Origin of the sequence: Nonomuraea sediminis (genome assembly GCF_018531495.1) — a bacterium.
In the GTDB taxonomy this organism is placed as follows: domain Bacteria; phylum Actinomycetota; class Actinomycetes; order Streptosporangiales; family Streptosporangiaceae; genus Nonomuraea; species Nonomuraea sediminis.
This window is the reverse complement of record NZ_JAHDTI010000021.1, coordinates 120,430-140,788: the sequence shown is the minus strand read 5'-3', so window position 1 is coordinate 140,788 and position 20,359 is coordinate 120,430. Positions and strand designations below refer to the sequence as shown.

The window sequence follows — 20,359 nt, the reverse complement described above, 5'->3', positions numbered from 1 at the left end:
TAGAGCGGTGACTGACCAGCCAGGTCGCGAAAACGACCCAAACGAGAACCCGTTCGCCATGTTCGGCAACCCTGAGCAGATGGCTCAGGCGATGCGCCAGTTCGCCGACATGCTGTCGGCCCCTCAGGGTTCCGGCCCTGTCAACTGGGACATGGCCAAGAACATCGCCCGGCACGCCGTGGTCGCCGACGGCGATCCCAGCGTGATGGAGGGCGAACGCCGGCAGATCGTGGACGCGCTCAACCTGGCGGACCTGTGGCTGAACGAGGCGACGGCGCTGCCGAGCGGCGTGTCGAATCCGCAGGCCTGGAGCCGGTCGGAGTGGATCGAGAACACGGTCCCGGTGTGGCGGCAGCTGTGCGAGCCGATCGCCGAGCGCATGGTCGAGACCATGGGCGGCGCGCTCGGCGGCGCGGGCCTGCCGTCGGAGGCCCAGCAGATGGCCGGGCCGCTGATGGGCATGATGAAGCAGATGGGCGGCATGATGGTCGGCCAGCAGATCGGGCAGGCGCTCGGCTCGCTGGCGCGCGAGGTGATCGGCACGACCGACATCGGCCTCCCCCTGTCGGACAGGGCGGCGCTGCTGCCGGGCGGCATCGCCTCCTTCAGCGACGGCCTCGAGCTGCCCGCCGACGAGATCCGCCTGTACCTGGCGCTTCGCGAGGCGGCACACCACCGCCTCTTCCAGCACGTGCCGTGGCTGCGTTCCAGCCTGCTCGGCGCGGTCGAGGAGTACGCCAAGGGCATCACCGTGGACACCTCCGCGCTCGAGGAGCAGATCCGCGAGCTCGACATCAACAACCCGGAGGCGCTGCAGGAGGCGCTGAGCGGCGGAGGCGCGCTGCTCAAGCCGGAGGAGACGGAGCGGCAGAAGGCCGCGCTGGCTCGCCTGGAGACGCTGCTCGCCCTGGTCGAGGGCTGGGTCGCGACGGTCGTCGACGACGCCGCCGAGGGCAAGCTGCCCTCGGTGAACGCTCTGTCCGAGACGGTACGGCGGCGCCGCGCCACCGGCGGTCCCGCGGAGCTGACCTTCGGGACCCTGGTCGGCCTGGAACTGCGTCCCCGCCGGCTGCGCGAGGCGGCGGCGCTGTGGGACGCGCTGAAGGACGGCCGCGGGGTCGACGGGCGCGACGGCGTGTGGGGTCACCCTGACCTGATGCCGACGGCCGAGGACCTCGACGATCCTGAGGCGTTCGTGCGCGGTGAGGCGGCCTGGGACATCTCGCAGCTGGACCAGAAGCCGGAATCCGACGATTGAGCCTGCGCGACGACGCGGTGGCCGTCCTGTCCGCGTGGACGGCGCCGACCGCTTCCGAGGCCGCGCTGCGGCTGGAGTTCCTGGAGTTCCTGCGGGCGCACGAGGACGCGATGCTGCGTTCGTGCGTGCCTGGGCACCTGACGGCGACCACGGCGGTGCTCTCGCACGACGGGTCGCAGGTGCTGCTCACGCTGCATCCCAAGGCGGGGATGTGGCTGCCGATGGGCGGGCACTGCGAGGTGTCGGATTCTTCGCTCGCTGAGGCGGCTCTTCGTGAAGCATCCGAGGAGTCCGGAATTTCGGGATTGCGCCTGCTTTCTGGGCCTTTGGCGCTTGATCGGCATTCTGTGTGGTGTCATCCGCCACAGTGCTGGCACCTCGACGTGGAGTACGCGGCCGTCGCGCCTCCCGGCGCGTCCGAGGTGATGAGCTCGGAGTCGCTGGACCTTCGCTGGTTTCCCGTGGACGAGATTCCCGCGCTGTCCGACGAGGCGACACGGCGGCTCGCTCAGCGTGGCCGGGACGCGCTTATCCCGGATTCACGATTGCTTGGCTAGAGTCCATTGCGTCGTTCCAAGGGGGGCATGTGGACATCTCGGCCGAGCGGCCCGTCGGCGGCGCCATCATGACACCCGCGCGCAAGCGCAGGAAGTTCACCGGGGCCACGCTGACGTGGCTGGCGGTGACGCCGTTCGCGGCCTGGGCCGTGGCCCGGCTGGCGGGGCTCGAGCGGGGGTCGGTGGCCACGCAGCTGATGACCGCCACGCCGTACGCCGCGGCCGGCTCCCTGCTCCCCCTGCTGATCGCGGCGGCCGGGCGGAAGAAGGCGGCCACCGTGGTGGCGCTGCTCACCTCGACGGCGCTCGGGTTCAGCGTGCTGCCCCGGGCGCTCGGCAGCGCGGACGCCGCGGCCGGGCGGCCCTTTCGGGTGCTGACGATCAACATGCTCTTCGGGCGGGCGGACGCGCAGACGATCGTCGACCTGGTGCGGCGCTACGACCCCGACGTGCTCAGTACGCAGGAGCTGACGCCCGGTGCCGTGGACAATCTGGACACGGCGGGCTTGAAGGATCTGATGCCGCACCGGGTGCTCGAGGCCGAGTGGGACGCCGGGGGCAGCGGGCTGTTCTCCAAGCATCCGGTGGAGGCGCTGCCTGACCTCGTGCCGCCGGTGGGGCACAAGATGCCGGCGGCGATGGTGTCGCTGCCCGGCGGGAAGCCGATCGAGTTCGTCGACGTGCACCCGTATCCGCCGCTCGGGCCCCAGGTGGTGAACTGGACCGAGGCGCTGCAGGCGCTGCCCTCGGCCTCGTCCGACACCATCCGGGTGCTGGCCGGGGACTTCAACGCCTCTCTTGATCACGCGTCGATGCGGCAGCTGGTGGGGCGCGGGTACAAGGACGCCGCGGACGAGGTGGGGGCAGGGCTGATTCCCACGTGGCCGGCCAACAAGCGGATCCCGCCGATCATCACGATCGACCACGTGCTGGTGGACCAGCGGGTCGGGGTCCAGGAGGTCAGCGTCCTCGACGTCCCCCTGACGGACCACCGCGCCGTCTTCGCCGCCCTCACCGTCCCCTAACCCTCCGTACGGCGGGCCTCTGCCACCCCCGCAAGAACCACCTCCCGGGCACCACCCCCTCACGGCACCCGCCGCGTTCTGCCCTCGCCTTTCCGGTATGCCAAGCCCAGCCGGGCACCTCTACCGCAGGCATGCAGCGCCCCCGCACACCATCACCCGGGCACGTCGCCCCACCCACGGCACACCTATCGCAGGCACACCACCCCCACCCGCACAGCTCTATCGCAGGCACGGCACCCCATTGCCGCAGGCACGGCACGCCATTGCACACCATCACCCCGGGCACATCACCCGCACCGCTCTACCCGCGGGCGCGGTTGGAGTGACCGCTCCGGTGGGCTCAGTGGGTGGTGAGGAGGGCTCGGGTGTTCTCCCAGCCCTCGAGGCCGTGGTCGAGGCGGGCTACGTCCTCGGTGGTGCGCAGGCGGTGCCAGCCGGGGCCGGTGGCGACCATGCGGTGGCCGGGGGCCTGGGCTCTGAGGGTGGCCACGATGTCGGGATCGTTGAGATCGGGGTCGGCCCAGGCGGGCATCGGGAGTCCGCACGCCAGCGCGACGGCCCCGCCGTACTCGCTGGGACAGACCGTGATCTGCGCCCGCCCGAGCTCGCGGAACAGCTTGCCGACCAGCAGCGGCGGCAGATCGGGCGCGTCGGCGTTGATCACGACGGCCTGGTCGCCCTTGAGGCGGCCCATGACGCTCTTCAGCGGCTCGTCCTCCGCGATCGCGATGATCTCCGTGCCCGGCCAGACGAGATCGTCGAGCCCCGGGACGCTGGTCACCAGCACAGGGGTGACGAGCTCGAGGTCGGCGACCATCTCGTAGGTGTCCTCCGCGATGGCCTCGAGGAACGCGCGCGGATCGGTGCCCGCCGGAGCGGCCTGCGCCATGGCCTGCCGTACCAGGACCGCGGCGATACGGGTCAACACTCCTCCGGGGCCGTGTGGGCGGCGGCGGAGAAACCTTCGAGGAAGCCGCGCGCCCGCTCCGCCTTGGGATACTGTTCTACGAGCGCCCAGAACTTCGGGCCGTGGCTCGGCACGATCAGGTGTACGAGCTCATGGATGATCACGTAGTTGATCACCCATTCCGGCAGGCCCTTGAGGCGGGTCGAGATCCTGATCGTGCCGTTCTCCGGCGTGCACGAGCCCCATCGATGTTGCTGGTTGTCCACCCAGCGGACGCTGTCGGGTTCGGGTTTGCCGTCCAGATACTTGGCTGAGAGCTCTCTTGCTCTTTCGAGAAGGCCTTCGTCGGTGGGTCTCCTGCGACGCTCCTTGGCCGCGAGGCGATCGAGCATCCGGCTCACCCATTCATCCGCGTCTTCTCCGCTCAGCCAGGCGGGCAGGAGCACGATTGTCTTGTCGCCGTCGCGGTAAGCGGAGACCGTACGCCGGCGACGAGAACTTCGACGGACCTCGACTGTCTCGGGGGGCACATATGCACGTTAGCCGACGCTGACGAAATTCCACAGGGGGTGGACGCCGTTTTCGCTGGTCAGATGATTAAGAGCCGGTGAATTTGGGCAGCCGCCTTTCCCGATGCGCACGCAGGCCCTCGAGCATGTCCGCCGAGGTCATCGTCACAGGTTGGGCGAGAGATTCCCAGCGCAGCGCGGCTTCCACGTCGTGGTGCTCCTGGTTCAGAGCGACCTTCGTGAGCCTCGTGGCAACTGGTGCATTCTTCGCGATGGAGGCTGCGATGGCGTCAACCTCCGCCAAAAGGTCATTCTTTGGGAAAGATTGGTTTACCAGTCCTTTATCTGCCGCTTCGTCACCCAGGATTGTGCGCCCTGTGAGGAGCAGTTCACGCGCCAGACCCACCCCTGCCCGGCTCGGGATCAGGTACGTCGCGGCCATCCCCGGATGCAGCCCCAGCGCGGTGAACGGTGCCCGGAGCTTGGCGTCGAAGGCGGCGTAGACGAGGTCGCAGGCCAGCGCCACGCACAGCCCCGCGCCGACGGCCGGGCCGTTGACGGCGGCGATCGTCGGCACCTCGAGCCTGGTGATCGACAGCCACGTCCTGTAGAAGGTCAGCATGCGCTCGCGGAGGGCGGGCACGTCCTCCAGCCCGCGCTCCTCGATCCACGACAGGTCGCCGCCGGAGGAGAACGCGCTGCCCGCGCCGGTGACGATCACGCAGCGCACGTTCCTGTCCTGCGACAGGGCGGCCATCGTGTCACGCCATTCCGCGGTCATGGCGTCGGTCATGGCATTGCGCAGATCCGGGCGGTTGAGGGTGATGACGACGATGCCGTCGGGCCGGGAGGTGACCAGGAGCTCGCTCATGCCGCAGACCTTAACCCTTGTACGGCGGGCCGCCACCTCGGCCGTCCACAGCCCCGGCTTTCGCGCGAAGTTATCCACAGGCCGGGAAAACCCGGCTCACGATCTTGAACTCGCGTGGAAATCTTGCCCGCCATGAGGCCCCGTGTGAAACCCGCCCTGCGCCGCATCCCTCGTGGCGAGAGGACTCTACAGTTCGGCGTGCACCCGCGTCGCGCGGTCGTGCTGACCGACCTCACGCCCGCCGCCCGGCGCTGGGTCGACGGGCTCGACGGCACTCGCGAGCTCCCGCAGGTCCTGCGCGACGCCGCCGCGGCGGGTCTTGACGAGGCCACCGCACGAGGCCTCCTCGAGGAGCTGACGAGACGCGGCGTGGTGCACGACGCGGCCACTCCCCTCGGCTCGCTCGCCGCCCTGCCACTGGCCGAGCGCGATCGCTTCCAACCCGACCTGGACGCCCTCGACCTGACCTCCGACGGACCGGCGGGCGGGCTCGGAATGCTGACGCTCAGGAGACGGGCCCGGGTCCGGGTCTACGGGGCAGGCCGGGTAGGGGCACAGGTGGTAACCCTGCTCGCAGCCTCCGGGATCGGCGACGTACGGGTATTCGACCCCGCTCCCGTCCGGCCGCAGGACCTGATGCCCGGCGGGCTGACCTGGGCCGAGCTCGGCCTGACCCGGCAGGATGGCGCCGTCGCCGCCGCACTCCGCACCGTCCGCTGCCCCCACGTCACCGACACTTCTGACGAGGAAATCCCCACGTCCGGGACCTCAACACGCGAAGAACTCGCCCCACCAGGAGCCCCCTCCCCCGTCCAACGCCCGCCACAGGCAGCCGCCCAGGACACCCGCATGACACGACCCGGGAACTCGCTGGAGCGCGGAGCCGGCTCCCGACGACCAGGACCTCTCCGCGACCAGCCCACACCACAGACAGCGCGCCCCCCAGGCGACGGGCGAATACGGCTGACGCCGGATCCCTCCGGCGATCCGCACACCCAGCGTGCGGCGGTGAGTTCCCCCGGCCTGGGGCGCGCGCAGGCACCGGTGGGGTCCTCCGGTGATGGGGGTGTGGCGCAGAGGGCTGGGGTGGGCGACGGTGGGCAGGCGGATAGATCCGGTGGTAAACGGAAGCAGCGGAGAGGGGCGGCTGGGGTTTCGAGTGTGGTTGAGGGGGTTGAGGTGCGGGCGGGTGGGGCGTACCTGGGGGATGGGTCGCAGCGGCCCGATCTGGTGATCCTGGCGCCGGTGGGGCCGCTCGACAGTGTGCTGGTGAACGAGCTGATCACGCTCGGGATCCCGCATCTCCTGGCATCCGCTTTCGAAGGGTATGGTTCGGTGGGCCCGCTGGTGTTGCCGGGGCTGACGGCATGCCTGCACTGCCTCGATCTGACCCGGCGCGACCGCGATCCCGACTGGCCGCTGGTGACCGCGCGGCTCGGCGGATACCCGGCGGGCGAGATCGCCTGTGGTTCGGCGCTGGCCACCGCCGTGGCCGCGTGCGCGACGGGCCATGCGCTTGCTTTCCTCGACGGGAAGCCTCCGGTTGTGACCAACGGCACACTGGACGTCTTGCCTGATTGGCAGTGGAAACGCCGGTCATGGGCAATGTACGAGCAATGTCGTTGTATGCGAAACGACTTTGATTCGCTAAGAATGGTCAAGGCAGGCTCATGTGCCTAACGCGTTTTCGAAGGGGGGAAGCGGACGAGGTTCCGCGCTTGGATGTGAGCGATCTTCCACGTCGCGCCGTGACGCGCTCCGCGAAGCTGGCCGCCCTTCCGCTCGGATTCGCCGGCCGCGCCGCGCTCGGGCTTGGCAAGCGGATCGGGGGCAAGTCCGCCGAGCTCGTCGCCCAGGAGTTCCAGCAGCGGACCGCCGAGCAGATCTTCAAGGTGCTCGGCGAGCTCAAGGGCGGCGCGATGAAGCTCGGCCAGGCGCTGTCCATCTTCGAGGCCGCGCTGCCGCCGGAGATCGCCGGACCCTACCGGGCCACGCTCACGAAGCTGCAGGAGGCCGCCCCGCCGTTGCCGGCGGCCACCGTACACAAGGTCCTGACCGAGCAGCTGGGCGACGACTGGCGGGAGAATTTCCGCTCCTTCAACGACAAACCGACCGCGGCGGCCTCGATCGGGCAGGTGCACCGCGCGGTGTGGCACGACGGTCGCGACGTGGCGGTCAAGATCCAGTACCCCGGCGCGGGCAAGGCGCTGCTGGGCGACTTCGCGCAGATGGCGCGGCTGAGCAAGCTCTTCGGCGTGATGCTGCCGGGGCTCGACATCAAGGCCGTGCTGGCAGAGCTGCGCGAGCGGATCGCGGAGGAGCTCGACTACCTGCACGAGGCCGAGGCGCAGCACGCCTTCGCCCAGGAGTTCCACGGCGATCCCGACTTTTACGTGCCCGACGTGATCGCCGCCAACGAGATGGTGCTCGTCACCGAGTGGATGGACGGCACGCCGCTGTCCCGCATCATCACCGACGGCACCAAGGAGCAGCGCGACCACGCCGGGCTGCTGTTCGTCCGGTTTCTGTTCTGTTCGCCCGCCCGGGTCGGCATGCTCCACGCCGATCCCCACCCGGGCAACTTCCGCGTGCTGGACGACGGCCGACTCGGCGTACTCGACTTCGGCGCGGTCAACCGCCTCCCCGACGGCTATCCGAAAGCGTTCGGGAAGCTCACCAGGATCTTCAACCAGGGTGACATGGAGAACGCGGTGGCCGGGCTGCGTCAGGAGGGCTTCATCCTGCCCAACATCGACGTGGACGTCGACGCCTTGGGCGCCTTCCTGGCTCCCTACGTCGAGCCCACGGCGGTCGAGGAGTTCACCTTCAGCCGCGAGTGGCTGCAGGCGCAGGCCGCCAGCGTCGCCGACTTCCGCCCCACGAACGTGGTCCGCCAGCTCAACCTGCCGGTCTCCTACGTCCTCATCCACCGCGTCCACGCGGCCGGCGTCGGTGTCCTGTGCCAGCTCGGCACCACCGCCCGCTTCCGCGACGAGGTCCTCCGCTGGGTCCCCGGCTTCGCCGACGACACCGACCCCAACGCCGAACCCGTCCCCGTCCCCTAACTCGACGAGAGCGCGACCCTCGCCCGAAACTCCGTGGGCAGGGGCAGACCTAAGGGTCTAGAGGCGGGCCGTGCCTGGCATAGGCGAGGTCGTGTCCCGGTTGGAAACTCGCATGCGGAAGCCGGGAGGCAGTGACGAGCCGTGCCTGGGGAAGGAGCGGCGGGCCCGACGCCGCGGGAGCGGGCGATGGGGAAGAGAAAAGCCGGGCGCTGGGTGCGCCCGGCTTTGGGAGTCCCCGGTTAGGGCGGGGGCTCGTGGGTTAGGCCTCCTGGGTCAGGGCCCGGCGGAGTTTGGCGTTGGCTCGCTCTACGCTCCGCCGCGCGCGCTGTACGCGCTGGATGCGGGCGGCGAGCCGGTGCTCCGCGGCCTCCCGATGGAGGGTTTGTATTCGGTCGTTTACCAGATCTTGGTAGATATGAGGCATCGTCAGGTTCCCGGTAGGAATGAGGCTCATTGGTTTGTCTGCTTTCTGCGAGTAGGTCTGGATTGTCAGGCAGCGACCGGGTGCTTCCGCGGACGACCGCGGGGCCGCTTGCGGGGAACGATCGTCCCCCTGAGGATCAGCTCGCCACCCCAGACGCCCCACGGCTCCTCGCGCTCGAGCGCGCGGGCCAGGCAGGCCTTCTGGATGGGGCAGCCGTTGCAGAGCGCCTTCGCGAACTCGACGTCCTCGGGCGACTCCGCGAACCAGAGGTCGGGGTCGGTACGACAGGGGATCTTGGCTTCGTCGATCAGGTCCATGATCGAATTCGCCCCCATCAGGGTCTCCTTTTGGTCGGTCGTGGTCTGGCACCTCGAGGTGGTCGGGGAACACGGACAAACAAAGAGGCCGCGGATCCGATTCTGTGGATCCGCGGCCTGGGGGCTGCTGCTCTGCCGGTCAGGTTATGACCGGAGCATCCCTCCAGGGCTGCGGACCACACAGTCCACCCTTGGTGATCTGCTGGGTCGGCACTTCAGCGCCTGCGCGGAAGACTGGAACGCCCGGGCGTGCGTGGGCGTAGAACGGCTCCCGGCTCAGGGCAGACTTCTGCTGCCGCAACTTGGCGGGCCCATCGGCGAGCCTCACGGTGTCACGGCATGCGGAAGCGAGCCACTGAGTGGCCGACATGTTGATGCTGATCACCTGGACTCACCTCCGCTCTCTTGATCGTCGGACAGTAGTGTCCGACTCGCTTGACCATGACCCTAAACCGGGAAGCCCGCAAGGGGCAACATATTTTCTACCTGCGATTTTGTGACTTCTTCGTGCGGATCATGGCCTCCTGGACGACGGAGACGACGAGGTCACCGGACGCGGTGAACATCTGGCCGCGAGCCAGGCCGCGCGCTCCCATGGACCAGGGGGACTCCTGAGCATAGAGCAGCCACTCGTCGGCCCTGAAAGGCCGGTGGAACCACATGGCGTGGTCGAGCGAGGCGCCCATGACGTCAGAAGCGCCCCAGGCCATCCCGTGCGCCAGCAGTATCGTGTCCACCAGCGTGAAGTCGGAGGCGTAGGCAGCCAGCACGATGTGCAGCAGCGGATCGTCGGGCAGCTCGGCGTCGTAGCGGAACCACACGTTCGTCTCCGCGCTGCGCAGCGCGGGGTCGCGATAGGCCTCCCAGGTCAACGGCGAGGCGTAGCGGGCGTCGACCGGCCGCGGCTTCGACAGCCAGTCGCGGTACTCGGGCGCGTCACCCACCAGCTCGAACATCTTGTCCTGGAACGTCGGCAACGTCGCGGGGTCGGGCACCTCCGGCATCCGCGCGGCCTGATGCTCGACGCCCTCCTCGACCACGTGGAACGAGGCGGACATCGTGAAGATCGCCTTGCCGTGCTGGATCGCCACGACCCGCCGCGTGGTGAAGGACCTGCCGTCACGCACCCGCTCGACGTTGTAGACGATCGGGATGGACGGGTCGCCGGGGCGGATGAAGTAGGCGTGCAGCGAGTGCACGTGCCGGTCGGACGGCACGGTCCGCCCCGCCGCGACCAGGGCCTGCGCGGCCACCTGGCCGCCGAAGACCCGCTGGATCCGCTCCTCGGGGCTCCGCCCGCGGAAGATGTCGAGCTCGATCTGCTCCAGGTCGAGCAGGTCAAGCAACTCCTTCAACGCCTCATTCACAGACCCAAGTGTGGCGCAGCGCCCCCGTCCCTACACAACCGGGTTCTTTTCGCCCTGTCCTTCTCGCGTGGGGGCCGCTTGCCTATCTCGCACGACAGTCCGCGGTCCCTTCTCGCACGGCAGGCCGCCGTCCCTTCTCGTTCAGCAGGCCGCGGTCCCTTCTCGTTCAGCAGGTCCGCTGTCCTTCTTGTACGACAAGCCCCCAACCGCCACCCGCCGCACGGGGCTGGGCTCTGTCCAGGGAGACGCCACGGCTAGCAGGACGTGGCCGGCCGCCGTTACGACCCTACGGAACCCTGAACCCCGCTTCCCGGAGGCGCCGGGTGGTCCGGGTGCTCAAGGCGAAAGGGATCCGGCATCGAAAGCGAAAGGGTGTACCGAGGCGCTGGGCCCAGGGCTGCTGGGTGGGTTACGCGTATCCGGGCGCGGGGACGCGGGACCCGAAGGGGGTGCCGACGCGGGGGCCGCGGGGACGCGAGCCTCGGACGGTGGATGGGTGGTCTACCTATAGGCCGGAGCTGGACACGCGGAGGCGGGAGGCGCGGAGGCCGGAGGCGCGGGGGCGCGGGGCGGGTGGGGCGAAGGCGCGGGAACGCAACCGGACGCGCGCCTTGAGTGGTGGATGGGTGGGTTACGCGTAGGCCGGAGCTGGACGCGCGAAGGCGGGGGCACGAAGGCAGGGGCGGGGATGCGGGAGGCGCCAGGGGCGCGGGGCGGGTGGGGCGAAGGCGGATGGGGCGAAGGTGCGGGGGCGCGGGGTCTTGGGGGGGTGGATGCGGGGGTGGGTTGCGCGTGGATCTGAGCAGGACGTGCGGGGTGTGGGCATGGGTGGTGGGTGAGGATCAGGTGTGGGGTGGTCATGGCCCAGGGGGTTAGGTCATGGCCTAGGGGTTAGCTGTGGATCGGGGTTGGGCTGGGGGTGGGGGTTTGGTGGCGGATCAAGGTGTTGGCGGATTCGGCTGTTGCGAGGGACAAGGTGATCAGGATCGCGCCGAAGGGGCCGAGGAGGTAGGGGCCCACCCAGGAGATGCCGAGGGCGCCGATCGCGCCGGCCGCTGATACGCCGACGTAGACCGCGGACGAGGCGAGGCCCGTGAGCATGGGGGCGGCGGCCGGCCGTACCGAGAGGAGGCGGTGGGTCTGCGGGGCGAGGGCGCCCCACCCGGACAGGCCCCAGATCACCAGGGCGAGGGCGGCTGTGATGAGGTTCCCGCTGGTCCAGGGCAGCAGGACGAAGTCGAGCGCGGCCACGACGATGGCGGTGTTGATGATGCGGCGGTTGCCGAGGCGGTCGGTCAGCGGGCCGGAGAGGAGCGTCCCCGCGGTGGCGGACGTGCCCCAGATGAACAGCAGCAGGGCGAGGGTGGTGCCGCCGCCGTGGGTGGCGCGGGCGAAGCCGAGGCTGATGTAGGAGTACACGGTGAACAGGCCGGTGTAGAGCAGCAGGTTGGTCAGCAGGGTGAGCGCGATGCGGGCGTCGGTCACGGGGGCCAGGCGCTGCCGCAGTCCGATGGGCTCGGACCCGGGTACGGCGGGCAGCAGCCAGGCGACTCCGATCATGCCGAGCACGCTGAGGGCCACGATCAGCAGAAGTGTCGCCCGCCAGGTGCCCGTCAGGCCGGCGACGGCGGTGCCGAGGGGCGCGCCGAGGGCGGTGGCCGCGCTGAGGCCGGTCATCACGACGGCGATGGCGCGCCCGCGCTTCTCCGGTGGGGCCAGCGCGGCGCCGGTCCCGGTGGCGGTCGGGCTGATCAGGGCGGCGCCCAGCCCGGCCACGATCCGCCCGGCCAGCACGAGCCCGAAGGCCGGCAGGAACGCGGTGGCCAGGTTGCCCAGGGTGAAGACGGTCAGGCCGAGCAACAGCACCCGCTTGCGCGGCCAGCTGCCGGTGAGCGCGGCCATGACGGGCGACAGGATCGCGTACGCCAGGGCGTAGGCGGTGATCAACTGCCCGGCGACCGTCACGCTGACGCCGAGCGAGGCGGCCATCTCGGGCAGGATCCCGGCGATGACGAAACTGTCGGTACCCACGGCGAACACGCCGAGGGCCAGCACGACCAAGGGTCGGTACACAGGATTCTCCTGTCGTAACTATGTTGGTTACATCAAAGTGCGCGGTTAGGACGCATGCGGTTACAGAAGAGCGGCGCGGTTGGGGCGTATGGGGCTACACAAGAACGCGCGGTTAGGACGTGTGCGGTTGCAGAAAGCGGAAGGAGGACGAGCGCGCGCTTGGGACGTATGCGGCTACAGAAGAGCGCGCGGTCAGGACGTATGTGGTTACAGAAAACGAAAGAAGGACGAGTGCGCGGCCGGCCGAGCGGCGCAGGTCCGGAGATGTCAGATGAGCGTGTCCTCCAGCACGTCGGCGATCGAGGTGGCGGCCAGTTCCGCACGCAGGGCCGTGGCGGCCTTGCCGTAGGTCTGCCTCAGCACCGGCTGGATGCCACGGCCGACGGGGCAGGACTGGTTGGGCGGAGCGGCGTGCAGGTAGAAGAGCGGGGCGTCCTCGACCGCGTCGTACACCGCCGCCAGGTCGATCGCCGCCGGGTCACGGGCCAGGCGCCAGCCCGCGCCCTGGCCGCGCTGCGAGACGACCAGGCCGGACTCGCGCAACCGGCCCAGGATGCGGCGGATGACGACCGGGTTGGTGTTGACGCTGTTCGCGATCTCCTCCGAGGTCATCACCCCGTCATCGCGTTTGGGCTGCACCAGCGCCATCCACGCGAGGGCATGGATGGCCACGGTGAACCGGCTGTTCGAGCTCATCGTAACTAAAGCTATTACGACTGAACGTCGCGGCACAAGGCCAGTACGGCCTCGCCGTACTTGTCGAGCTTGACGCGGCCGATGCCGGCGATCGACAGCAGCTCCTGCTCGGTGGTGGGCATGCGCTCGGCGATGGCCTGCAGCGTGACGTCGGTGAAGACCACGTACGGCGGGACCTTGGCCTCCTTGGCCGTCGCAGTCCGCCACGACTTCAGGCTCTCCAGCAGCGCCTCGTCGTAGTCGGCCGGGCAGGTGGCGCAGCGGCCCAGCTTCTGCTCGGCGGCGCGCACCAGCGTCTTGGCGCAGATCCGGCAGCTGACCGGGGCGGCGACCTGGCTGCGCTCCGCGACGGGCGTGCGCGGGCGGGGCGCGGGACGACCGGTGAGCCCGTCCAGGAAACGGGACGGGCGGCGCGACTTGCGCCCGCCGGGGGCGCGCGAGAGCGCCCACGACAGCATCAGGTGCTCGCGGGCACGGGTGATGCCGACGTAGAGCAGCCGGCGCTCCTCCTCCTGCTGCTCGGGCGTCTCGGCGTAGATGATCGGGACCATGCCGTCGGTGAGGCCGACGAGGAACACCGCGTCCCACTCCAGGCCCTTGGCGGCGTGCAGGCTGGCCAGCGTGACGCCCTCGACGGGCGGCGCGTGCTGTTCGGCGGCCCGGCGCTCGAGCTCGGTGACATATCCCGACAGGTCCGCACCCTCGGCGGCCATGTCCTCCGCCAGGTCGGCCAGCGCCTTCAGCGACTCCCACTTCTCCCTGGCCTTGCCGCCGCCGGGAGGCGTGGCGGTGAGGCCGACCCCGCCCAGGATGTCGTGCACCTCGGCGGCCAGCGGGGTGCCGGAGGAGGACCTGGCGGCGCCACGCAGCAGGACGACGGCCTGCCGTACCTCGGGACGCTCGAAGAAGCGCTCGGCGCCGCGCACCACGTACGGGATTCCGGCCTTGGTCAGGGCCTCCTCGTAGGCCTCCGACTGCGAGTTGGTGCGGAAGAGGATGGCGATCTCGCGGGAGTCCACCCCCTTGTCGAGCAGTTTCCTTATCTGCCTGGCGGCACCGGCGGCCTCCGCGGGCTCGTCGTCGTAGTCGGTGAAGACCGGTCGGGGCCCTTCGGGCCGCTGGGCGATGAGCTCGAGCCGGTGCGGCGAGCGGGACTTGGCGATGACCAGGTTGGCCAGGTCGACCACCTGCGGGGTCGAGCGGTAGTCGCGCACCAGCTTGATCACGGCGGCGTTCGGGTACTCGACCGAGAAGCCGGTCAGGTAGCGCGGCGAGGCGCCGGTGAAGGAGTAGATCGTCTGGTTGGGGTCGCCGACCACGCACAGGTCGTCACGACCGCCGAGCCAGGTGTCGAGCAGCAGCTTCTGCAGCGGGTTGACGTCCTGGTACTCGTCGACGACGAAGTAGCGGTACTGCTGGCGGATCTGGGCGGCGACCTCCTGGTGCTCGGTCATCACCGCGGCGGTGAGCTCCAGGATGGTCTCGAAGTCGATCAGGTGGCGCTCGCGCCGGATCCGCTCATAGGCCTCGTAGAGCCGGCCGACGTCCTCGGCCGGGATCGGCGGGGTCCTGGACGACTTGGCCGCGGCCGTCACGTAGTCTTCCGGGCCGATCTGGGTGACCTTGGCCCATTCGATCTCGGCGGCCACGTCCCGCATCTCGGACCGGTCCGGATTTTTCCGGACCTGGCGATAGGCCTCGCCGAGGACCGGCAGCTTCGACTCGATCACCGAGGGCGCCTCGCCGCCGATGACCCGCGGCCAGAAGTAGGTGAGCTGCCGCAGCGCCGCCGCGTGGAACGTGCGGGCCTGTACGGCGGGCGCGCCGAGCGCCCGCAGCCGCTGGCGCAACTCCCCCGCGGCCCGTGTGGTGAATGTCACTGCCAGCACGCTGGAGGCCTCGACCGCGCCCGAGCGTACGGCGTGCGCGATCCGGTGGGTGATCGCCCTGGTCTTGCCCGTGCCGGCGCCGGCGAGCACGCAGACGGGCCCGCGCACGGCCTCGGCCACCTCGCGCTGCTCCGGGTCGAGCCCGTCCAGGACATCGGTGTTCACCCGTTCATCCTCCCAGCCGGTGGCCATGGAAGGTGCCATTGTTCACCACCAACGAGGTGCAAAGTGCCGGTCATCTCCTCCACAATGGGCCCCGACAACATGCTTGGGGAAAGGGGAGCCGTGCGCACTGCGGTTTCCGTGAGCGCTCTCGTGCTCGCTTGTATCGCGCTCACGCCCGCGGCAGCGCAGGCCGCCAAGGAGCCCACGCCCGTCCCACTCGGGCTCGGCGGGCTCGAGGGCGAGACCGTGTCGTACGGTTCGAGCCGCCGCCAGGACCTCGACGTCTGGTGGACGGCCGACGGGTCCAAGCACCCCGGCGTCTTCGTCATCCACGGCGGCTGGTGGGCTGGCGGCGACAAGAGGTACATGACCGACATCGCCCGCAGCTATGCCGACCTCGGCTACACGGTCTTCAACGTCAACTACCGGCTGTCCGGCGAGGCCGCCTGGCCCGCGCAGCGCACCGACGCGCTGGCGGCCATCGCGCTGGCCCGCAAGCACGCCGAGCGCTGGTCCTTCGACCCCGACAACTACGTGGTGGTGGGCTTCTCCGCGGGCGGGCACCTGGCGGCCGCCGTGGGCACCTACGGCGACGGCCAGCCCGGACTCAAGGGCGTCGTCGGGCTCTCGCCGGTCATCTCGCCGCTGCAGGCCTACGCCGACGGGGCCAGCGCCACCGATCCCGAGAAGCGCAAGCTCCGTACCGCCGCGATCAAGCTGGCCGGCGGGTGCGAGCCGAAGGGCAAGTGCTCGCGGGTGTGGGCCAGCATGGAGGTGGCCTGGCACGCCAGCCGCAAGGACGCGCCGATGCTGTCGGTGCACTCGCAGGACGAGTTCGTCCCGCCCACCCAGAGCCGCATGCTCAAGGAGATGCTGGGACAGGTCGGCGTGCCTGTGACGATTGTCACGGCGCCCGGCGTCTCGCACAGCACCGCCCTGTACAGGGAGCCTGGCGTGGCCGAGCGCGTGCAAAAGTGGATCGCCGATCGCGTGGGTTAGGAATGACCACGGGCGCCGCCGTGTTGCACGGAGCGCCTGTTCTCCTGACCTTGGAGGGATTCCCTGACATGGCGCTCACGATTTACAGCACGACCTGGTGCGGCCCCTGCAAGCGGCTGAAGTCGCAGCTGGCCCGGGAAGGCATCAGCTTCGATGTGATCGACATCGAGCGTGACCCCGAAGCTGCCGCATTCGTGATGAGCGTCAACAACGGCAACCAGACCGTCCCGACCGTGGTCATCGATACCCCCAACGGGCGGGTCGTACGGACCAACCCGTCGGCGATGGAGGTCAAGGCCCTCCTGGAAAGCGCCGCCTGACACGGCTTACGAGGACCTGAGTGGTGAACAACCCTCAGGTCCTCGCATGTGTCTGGCCGCCGATCTTCCGCTCCAGCCTGGTGATGTCGGCCCTGACCCCATCACGCAGGACCGAGGCGGGTCGTGGTCTCCTCGCACATGGCCTGCAGCTCAGTCCTGAGCTCCGTGACGGCGCTCCCGAGAGCGATACGGATGGCGTCGACAAACACGCCGTTCGTAGGCTTTGAGCTTGTCGTCGATCCGAATCTCGACGGCGTCCCAGGCCTGAAGCAGGTCTACCAATCGCCTGACAAGGGGCCGCCGTACCAGGTTTCGATGAGGCGGCGGGCGATGGAGACCGGGGGCGGGAGCCGTACCTCGCCTGACTGGATCGCTTGCAGGAGTTCGTCGCGGGTGAACCATCTGGCCTCGGCGATCTCCTCGGCGTCCGGGGTCAGCGTGGTCGAGACGGCGTCGGCGAAGAAGCCGAGCATGAGGCTGCGCGGGAACGGCCAGGGCTGGCTGCCCAGGTAGCGCGGGTGGACGACGGTGACGCCGACCTCCTCGGCCACCTCGCGCACGACCGCGTGCTCGAGCGACTCCCCCGGCTCGACGAACCCGGCCAGCACCGACAGCCTGCCCTCGGGCCACTGCGGGCCGCGGGCCAGCAGGCAGCGGTCGTCGGCGTCGCGCACCATCATGATCACCGCGGGGTCGACACGCGGGAAGTGCTGGCTCTCGTCGCGCGGACAGACCCTGATGTGGCCGCCCGCCACGACCCTGGTGCGGGTGCCGCAGCGCGGGCAGTACTCGTGGGAGGAGTGCCAGGCCTCGAGCGCCACCGCGTAGACGAGCAGCCCGGCGTCGCGGTCGCCGAGCAGGCCGCCCACCTGGCGCAGCCCGGCCGCGACAATCTCGCCCTCCGGCGTGTCGCGCAGGCTGAGCGGGATCGTGACGCGGCCGTTGGCCTCCGGGCTCGGCACGCCGGGCAGCGGCGCGGCGACCGCGAAGTAGGCCACCGCGTCCTCGACGCCGAGCAGGTAGCGCTCGCCCTCGGGGGCCTCGGCGGTGGGGAACAGGACGGCGTGGACCTCGTCGCCCTGGCGCCGCACGAGTGTGCGCCCGTCGTCGATCACCAGCACCCGGCTGGCTGGATCGTGCCAGGCCTGTTCGAGCCAGGCGGCGTCGCCACGCAGCGCGGAGGACCTGTCGATGGTGCCTCGTGCGAGAAGCAGCGGTCCGATGAGTTGGTCTTCCGCGCTCGTCTCCACAGGCCCCATCCTTCCCAGTCCCATGTCATCCTATGACCCCGGCGTTAGCGACCGGTTACGCAGTACCGGCGACGAGGTGATCGACCAAGGGCTAGGATCTGGCGAGTTAGGTAAGCCTTACCTAGTCTCGGAGGTGTCACGCCGTTGCGGCTCTACCTGACCGCGCTCAAGCCGACCGACTCGGTGACCCACGGGTTCCTGCCCGCCGCCCGCGCGCTGGGCTGCCAGGTGACCATCCTCACCGACCGGCCCGAGCAGCACCCGGACGCGGTGGCCTGCGACGTGCGCGACCCGCGCGCCGTGATCGACGCGATCGCCCACCTGGGCAGGCCCGACGCGATCTTCTCCAACTCCGACCACATCCAGGCCGAGACGGCGCTGGCCGCCGCCTACTTCGGCCTGCCTGGCAAGGACTGGCGCGCCTGTGTCGCGACCAAGAACAAGGCGCTCACGCGCCGCGAGCTCGCCCTGGCAGGCATCGAGCAGGTCCATTCGGTACGGCTGGCCCCCGGCGACCCGGTGCCGGAACGCGTGCCGTACCCGGTGGTGGTCAAGCCGCGCGAGGGGGTGGCCAGCGAGGACGTGATGCTGGTCGAGCGGGACCTGGCGCGGGCGGTCGAGCTGATCAGGAGGCGGCGGCCGGGCGAGGCGCTGGTCGTGGAGGAGTACCTGGAGGGGCCGCTGCGGACCCTGGAGACGCTGGGCGACGCGGACGGGACGCGGGTCCTCGGCGGGTTCCGCACCACGCTGGGGGCGCCGCCGTACTTCGTGGAGGAGCGGCTCGACTGGGCGCCCGACGGACCCTTCGAGCACGTGCTGCGGGCGCTGGGGGCGCTGGGGGCCGGGTTCGGGGCGTGTCACACCGAGTTCGTGGAGACCAAGGACGGGCCGCGGATCATCGAGGTGAACTACCGGGTGATCGGGGACCACTGCGACTTCCTGCTTGCCGAGCTGCTCGGGGTGCCGCTGTTCGAGTGGATCCTGCGAGTGCACCTCGGGGAACGGGTGCCCACGATTCCGGAAATATCGGGATACGGGAGCGCGGTGAGCCTGGTCGCCGACCGGGCGGGCACGATCCTGGCGGCGCCGGACAGCGTGGAGCTCGACGTCGAGGGCGTCCGGCTGTGGCACAGGCCGCTGCGGTCCGTGGGCGACGTGGTCGAGCTGACGCACACCAACCGTGACTACCTCGGCGTGGTGCGGGCGGTCGGCCCCGACCGGGCGCGGGTGGATGGCGCGGTGGAGTCCTTCCTGGCCGCGCGCCCGTGGATCGTCGGGTGAGCGGGCGTGAGGGGTATCTGGCCGCCCGGGTGCTGAACGCGCTGCTGCGCGAGGACTACGGGCGGCTGTCGGCGCGGGTCACGCGCGACCGGGAGGGCGTGTCGGTGACGCTGGCCGGCGGGCGGATGGTCAGGCTCGTGCCGGGAGTGCTGTTCCAGGACTTCGTGGTGGCCTCCTTCGAGCGGCTGCGCCTGGGCGAGGTGCTCGACACCGTGCGCGCGGTGGCCGATCCCGGCGACGAGGTGGAGGCGTTCACCCTGGAGTGCGGCACGGCGCTGGCCGCGCTGGAGCTGCACGACCGCCACAGGGACGAGGTGCTGGCCAGGAACCCGTCGCCGGAGGCGCTGGCCGCCTTCCACGACCACCCGATCTATCCGACGTCCCGGGCACGCGTGGGGATGCCGGTAGAGGATCTTCCGGCCTACGCGCCGGAGTTCTATCCGTCCTTCCAACTGCGCTGGGCCCAGGTGCCCGGGTTCGCCGAGGCGTTTCCCGTCCACCCGCTGACCGTGCCCGAGGCGCTGAAGATCGACGGGGTCGTCGTCACGGACGAACCGCGCGTGAGCGTGCGGCCGACGCTGTCGATGCGGACCGTGGAGCTCGATCCGCGCACGCATCTCAAGCTGCCGCTGCCGATCAGCACGCTCGGCGTCCGCAACAGGCGCTCGATCAAGCCGGGCACGCTGGAGGACGGCGCCAGGGCCGAGCTGCTGCTGCGCGACCTGGCCGATCCCGACGTGCTGATCGCCGACGAGCAGACCTACGCGCACTCCGGCCACGAGTACCTGGCCTGGATGATCCGCCGGCTGCCCGAGGGCGAGCTCGTGCCGGTGGCCGGGCTGTCCGATCGGCGACTGCTGCCCGCCTACCTGCGCATCCTGTTCGTGTGGAACGTCCGGCTCTTCGTCCGCTACGGCGTCGCGCTCGAGGCGCACCAGCAGAACCTGTCGCTGGTCCTGGCCGACGGCTTGAAGCTGCTGGTCAAGGACAACGACGGCCTGCTGGCCTCGCCCGCCAGGCTGCGCGCGGCCGGGATCGAGGTGCCCGCCTTCGCCGACCAGCGGATGCTGACCGACGACCCGCACGCGCTGGCCGACGTGTTCGTGACGATCACGCTGCACCTGGCCGCGGCGGCGGTGGCCTTTCGGCTGCTGCCGCACGATCGGGCGGCAGCCCTGCTGCGTGACACGCTCGGCGCCGCGCTCGACGAGTACGGCGACGACCCGATGGCCAGGCTGCTGCGTGCCAGGACGCTGGACGCGGCCCGGCTCACCGGCAAGTCCATGATCACCGCGGGGACCCTGGTGCCCAAGGAGCGCACCGGCGCCCGCGACGTCAACAAGTACTACGGCACCAGCGGCCCCAACTACCTGAGGAGAGCTTGAC

19 protein-coding genes are annotated in these 20,359 nt (G+C 70.1%); 9 read left to right on the top strand and 10 right to left on the bottom strand.

What is annotated here, in order from left to right; genetic code table 11:
• The first annotated feature begins 79 nt into the window (after positions 1-79).
• Genes KIK09_RS52645 through KIK09_RS52635 form a run of 3 tightly spaced genes read left to right on the top strand, consistent with a single transcriptional unit; the run spans position 80 to position 2,840 of the window.
• A complete protein-coding gene (locus KIK09_RS52645) occupies positions 80-1,258 on the top strand; it encodes a zinc-dependent metalloprotease (protein WP_372455822.1) in 1,179 nt (392 codons plus the stop codon).
• Positions 1,255-1,815: an NUDIX hydrolase gene (locus KIK09_RS52640; protein WP_214327155.1), complete on the top strand. Its 561-nt coding sequence runs from the start codon at positions 1,255-1,257 to the stop codon at positions 1,813-1,815. The genes KIK09_RS52645 and KIK09_RS52640 overlap by 4 nt, the downstream gene beginning before the upstream one ends.
• Before the next feature lie 29 nt (positions 1,816-1,844).
• Positions 1,845-2,840: an endonuclease/exonuclease/phosphatase family protein gene (locus KIK09_RS52635; RefSeq protein WP_308164819.1), complete on the top strand. Its 996-nt coding sequence runs from the start codon at positions 1,845-1,847 to the stop codon at positions 2,838-2,840.
• Between the two features lie 340 nt (positions 2,841-3,180).
• On the opposite strand, the gene KIK09_RS52630 is transcribed toward KIK09_RS52635, so the two are convergent.
• From KIK09_RS52630 to KIK09_RS52615, 4 genes are all read right to left on the bottom strand, one after another.
• The gene (locus KIK09_RS52630; protein ID WP_214327154.1) at positions 3,181-3,765 is read right to left on the bottom strand and encodes a hypothetical protein; all 585 of its coding nucleotides are present in this window, start codon (positions 3,763-3,765) and stop codon (positions 3,181-3,183) included.
• Positions 3,762-4,277 carry a M48 metallopeptidase family protein gene (locus KIK09_RS52625; RefSeq protein WP_214327153.1) on the bottom strand — a complete coding sequence of 172 codons (516 nt, stop codon included), beginning with the start codon at positions 4,275-4,277 and terminating at the stop codon, positions 3,762-3,764. The genes KIK09_RS52630 and KIK09_RS52625 overlap by 4 nt, the downstream gene beginning before the upstream one ends.
• 67 nt (positions 4,278-4,344) lie before the next feature.
• Positions 4,345-5,127 (bottom strand): enoyl-CoA hydratase/isomerase family protein, encoded by a 783-nt coding sequence (locus KIK09_RS52620; RefSeq protein WP_214327152.1) that lies wholly within the window; start codon positions 5,125-5,127, stop codon positions 4,345-4,347.
• 186 nt (positions 5,128-5,313) lie between these two features.
• On the bottom strand, positions 5,314-5,853 hold the full coding sequence (locus KIK09_RS52615) for a hypothetical protein (RefSeq protein WP_214327151.1): 540 nt from the start codon (positions 5,851-5,853) through the stop codon (positions 5,314-5,316).
• Between the two features lie 543 nt (positions 5,854-6,396).
• Between KIK09_RS52615 and KIK09_RS52610 the strand changes: the two genes are divergently transcribed.
• Entirely contained in the window at positions 6,397-6,807 is a 411-nt protein-coding gene (locus tag KIK09_RS52610) for a hypothetical protein (RefSeq protein ID WP_214327150.1), read from the top strand.
• Positions 6,808-6,875: 68 nt separating this feature from the next.
• The gene (locus KIK09_RS52605; protein ID WP_443678895.1) at positions 6,876-8,192 is read left to right on the top strand and encodes an ABC1 kinase family protein; all 1,317 of its coding nucleotides are present in this window, start codon (positions 6,876-6,878) and stop codon (positions 8,190-8,192) included.
• Positions 8,193-8,681: 489 nt separating this feature from the next.
• Here KIK09_RS52605 and KIK09_RS52600 read toward each other — a convergent pair whose 3' ends face one another.
• From KIK09_RS52600 to KIK09_RS52580, 5 genes are all read right to left on the bottom strand, one after another.
• Positions 8,682-8,951, bottom strand: a complete 270-nt coding sequence (locus KIK09_RS52600; RefSeq protein ID WP_214327148.1) for a WhiB family transcriptional regulator — start codon at positions 8,949-8,951, stop codon at positions 8,682-8,684.
• Between the two features lie 464 nt (positions 8,952-9,415).
• Complete coding sequence (locus tag KIK09_RS52595; protein WP_214327147.1) at positions 9,416-10,300, bottom strand: acyl-CoA thioesterase; 885 nt, start codon at positions 10,298-10,300, stop codon at positions 9,416-9,418.
• 891 nt (positions 10,301-11,191) lie between these two features.
• A complete protein-coding gene (locus tag KIK09_RS52590) occupies positions 11,192-12,373 on the bottom strand; it encodes an MFS transporter (RefSeq protein ID WP_214327146.1) in 1,182 nt (393 codons plus the stop codon).
• A gap of 267 nt (positions 12,374-12,640) precedes the next feature.
• Entirely contained in the window at positions 12,641-13,069 is a 429-nt protein-coding gene (locus KIK09_RS52585) for an Rrf2 family transcriptional regulator (protein WP_214327145.1), read from the bottom strand.
• Between the two features lie 14 nt (positions 13,070-13,083).
• Positions 13,084-15,123 carry an ATP-dependent DNA helicase UvrD2 gene (locus tag KIK09_RS52580; RefSeq protein ID WP_308164818.1) on the bottom strand — a complete coding sequence of 680 codons (2,040 nt, stop codon included), beginning with the start codon at positions 15,121-15,123 and terminating at the stop codon, positions 13,084-13,086.
• A gap of 138 nt (positions 15,124-15,261) precedes the next feature.
• Between KIK09_RS52580 and KIK09_RS52575 the strand changes: the two genes are divergently transcribed.
• Positions 15,262-16,122, top strand: a complete 861-nt coding sequence (locus tag KIK09_RS52575) for an alpha/beta hydrolase (protein WP_214327144.1) — start codon at positions 15,262-15,264, stop codon at positions 16,120-16,122.
• 68 nt (positions 16,123-16,190) lie between these two features.
• Positions 16,191-16,442, top strand: coding sequence for a mycoredoxin (locus KIK09_RS52570; protein WP_214327143.1), 252 nt, complete (start codon positions 16,191-16,193; stop codon positions 16,440-16,442).
• A 275-nt stretch (positions 16,443-16,717) separates the two neighbouring features.
• Here the strand turns inward: KIK09_RS52570 and nudC are convergent, their stop codons facing one another.
• A complete protein-coding gene (gene nudC, locus KIK09_RS52565) occupies positions 16,718-17,692 on the bottom strand; it encodes an NAD(+) diphosphatase (protein ID WP_372455821.1) in 975 nt (324 codons plus the stop codon).
• 144 nt (positions 17,693-17,836) lie between these two features.
• On the opposite strand from nudC, the gene KIK09_RS52560 reads away from it, so the two are divergent.
• Together KIK09_RS52560 and KIK09_RS52555 are read left to right on the top strand one after the other, a co-directional pair.
• Entirely contained in the window at positions 17,837-18,973 is a 1,137-nt protein-coding gene (locus KIK09_RS52560) for an ATP-grasp domain-containing protein (RefSeq protein ID WP_214327142.1), read from the top strand.
• Complete coding sequence (locus KIK09_RS52555; protein ID WP_308164817.1) at positions 18,970-20,358, top strand: IucA/IucC family protein; 1,389 nt, start codon at positions 18,970-18,972, stop codon at positions 20,356-20,358. Before KIK09_RS52560 ends, KIK09_RS52555 begins: the two co-directional genes overlap by 4 nt.
• Position 20,359 lies beyond the last annotated feature (1 nt).

Bases quoted from the DNA above. Each gene is read 5' to 3' on its own strand.
- KIK09_RS52645 (WP_372455822.1), top strand. From the start codon at position 80: ATGGCTCAGGCGATGCGCCAGTTCGCCGACATGCTGTCGGCCCCTCAG.
- KIK09_RS52620 (WP_214327152.1), bottom strand. From the start codon at position 5,127: ATGAGCGAGCTCCTGGTCACCTCCCGGCCCGACGGCATCGTCGTCATC.
- KIK09_RS52600 (WP_214327148.1), bottom strand. From the start codon at position 8,951: ATGGGGGCGAATTCGATCATGGACCTGATCGACGAAGCCAAGATCCCC.
- KIK09_RS52585 (WP_214327145.1), bottom strand. From the start codon at position 13,069: ATGAGCTCGAACAGCCGGTTCACCGTGGCCATCCATGCCCTCGCGTGG.
- KIK09_RS52570 (WP_214327143.1), top strand. From the start codon at position 16,191: ATGGCGCTCACGATTTACAGCACGACCTGGTGCGGCCCCTGCAAGCGG.